The sequence below is a fragment of the Phenylobacterium sp. genome (assembly GCF_036402295.1).
Lineage (GTDB): Bacteria > Pseudomonadota > Alphaproteobacteria > Caulobacterales > Caulobacteraceae > Phenylobacterium.
This window is the reverse complement of the sequence record NZ_DASWTE010000358.1, coordinates 1-2,201: the sequence shown is the minus strand read 5'-3', so window position 1 is coordinate 2,201 and position 2,201 is coordinate 1. Positions and strand designations below refer to the sequence as shown.

Here is a 2,201-nt window from a genome sequence, read left to right as displayed (position 1 = left end):
AGCATGCGCGGCAGCGGGTGCGTCGGCCGCTCGCCGGCCTCGGCGGCCACGTCCTCGAGGCTGCGGCCCGAGGCGACGGCGTCCTCGAACCGGTTGGCCTCGCGGTTCAGGGCGGCGAAGCGGAACAGCTTGTCCAGGATGATGGTCCACGACCACAGCGAGGCGGCGCCCAGGCCGATCATCACCAGCTTCACGACCCAGTCGGAGTTCAGGAAGATCGAGAGGAGGTCGAAGCTCTGCGGCGTGACGGCGGCCGGGTCCATCTTGTCTCCTGAGGCGTGTCCGGGCGGTGTTGCGGGGGTTCGGTGGCGATCTTATGGCGTCTCGAAGTAGGGCCTCAGGAGCTCCACCATTTCCTTCGGCGGCTTCTTGGCCCGGCCGCGCAAGTCGATGCAGACCGCCTGGACGTGGGCCTCGGCGATCAGGTCCTCGCCGCGCGTGATGCGCTGACCGACCATCAGCCGGGGGCCCTTGATCGTGTCGTAGGTGGTGCGGACCAGGAGCGCGTCGTCCACCCGGGCGGCGCGCCTGAAGTCCAGCTCGATGCGAACGAGGGTGAAGGCGGTGGGTTCCGCCAGGCCCAGCAGCGCGGTGTGGCTGATGCCGGCGATCCGGAAGAAGTCGCTCCGCCCACGCTCGAAATAGCGCAGGTAGTTGGCGTGGTAGACCATGCCGGTGAAGTCGGTGTCCTCGTAGTAGATGCGCACCGGCAGCACATGCTCGCGACCCTCGATCCAGCCGGCGGAGGGCGTCTGATCGTCAGGCCCGCTCACTCGAACAGGTCCCCGCTGGTCGGCGGCGGCTGGCCCACGCCCTTGGGCGCGGCCAGCCCTAAGTGGCTGTAGGCCTTGGCGCAGGCCATGCGGCCGCGGGGCGTGCGCTGGATGAAGCCCTGCTGCAGCAGGAACGGCTCGATCACGTCCTCCACCGCGTCGCGCGCCTCGGCGATGGCGTAGGCCAGGGTCTCCACCCCCGCGGGGCCGCCGGCGTAGTTCTCGATCAGGGCGCGCAGGTAGCGGCGGTCGAGCGCGTCCAGGCCCTGTTCGTCGACGTCCAGGCGGGCGAGCGCGCTGGCGGCGGCCTTGCGGTCGATGACCTCGGCGCCGTCGGCGGCGGCGAAGTCGCGGACCCGGCGCAGCAGCCGGCCGGCCACGCGCGGGGTGCCACGGGCGCGGGCGGCGATCTCCATCGCGCCCTCGGGGTTCAGCGGCGTCCCCATCTTGGCGGCGGCGCCCATGAGCACCTTCTGCAGCTCCTCGTGGGTGTAGAACTCGAGCCGGATCGGGATGCCGAAGCGGTCGCGCAGCGGTGTGGCGAGCAGGCCCGCCCGGGTGGTCGCGGCGACCAGGGTGAAGGGCGCGAGGTCGATGCGGATGGAGCGCGCCGACGGCCCCTCGCCGATGATCAGGTCCAGCACGTGGTCCTCCATCGCCGGGTAGAGGATCTCCTCGACGTTCGCGGCGAGGCGGTGGATCTCGTCGATGAAGAGGACGTCGCGCGGCTCGAGGTTGGTGAGGATCGCGGCGAGGTCGCCGGCCTTGGCCAGCACCGGCCCCGACGTGGCGCGGAAGTTCACGCCGAGCTCGCGGGCGACGATCTGGGCCAGCGTCGTCTTGCCCAGGCCCGGGGGCCCGAACAGCAGGACGTGGTCCAGGGCCTCCTGCCGGTTCTTGGCGGCCTCGATGAAGACGCTGAGGTTGCCCTTGGCCTGCTGCTGGCCGACGAACTCGGCGAGCGTCTGCGGCCGGAGCGCCTTGTCGGCCGGCTCGAACGGCTGGGCGTCGCCGGAGACGATGCGGGTCACCATTCACCTCCGCTCATCCCGCCGAATGCAGGGACCCAGATCTCAGGATCGGAGGGTGATTGGAGGAACGCAGCGCGTCGTAGAACCCACTTGGGCGCTATCCCATCTGGGTCCCGCCATTCGCCGGGATGAGCGGAAAGGAGGGTCACCGGCCCAGCTCCTGCAGGGCGGCCTTGATGAGGGCGGGCGGTTCGGCCTCTTCGCCCAGGCGGACGGCGGCGGCTTCGACAACGCGGCGGGCGGCGGGTTCCGCGACGCCCAGGCCCATCAGCGCCGCGACCGCCTCGCCGGAGGCCGAGGGCTTCGAAGGCTGGGCGGTGGGGATGGAGGCGTGGAAGGCGGCCACGGGTCCATCATGGATCGGCTTGCCCTTCAGTTCGGTGACGATGCGCAGGGC

The 2,201-nt window shown here is 71.0% G+C and carries 2 protein-coding genes and 2 pseudogenes; all 4 read right to left on the bottom strand.

Going from position 1 to position 2,201, the window contains the following annotated elements; all coding sequences use genetic code 11:
- Positions 1-263 (bottom strand): annotated as a pseudogene (locus VGD44_RS21215) (Tol-Pal system subunit TolQ); the annotation flags it as partial.
- 51 nt (positions 264-314) lie between these two features.
- Positions 315-773, bottom strand: a complete 459-nt coding sequence (locus VGD44_RS21210) for a YbgC/FadM family acyl-CoA thioesterase (RefSeq protein ID WP_331090374.1) — start codon at positions 771-773, stop codon at positions 315-317.
- On the bottom strand, positions 770-1,804 hold the full coding sequence (ruvB, locus tag VGD44_RS21205; protein ID WP_331090373.1) for a Holliday junction branch migration DNA helicase RuvB: 1,035 nt from the start codon (positions 1,802-1,804) through the stop codon (positions 770-772). The genes VGD44_RS21210 and ruvB overlap by 4 nt, the downstream gene beginning before the upstream one ends.
- 145 nt (positions 1,805-1,949) lie before the next feature.
- Positions 1,950-2,201: pseudogene (locus VGD44_RS21200) on the bottom strand (Holliday junction branch migration protein RuvA); the annotation flags it as partial.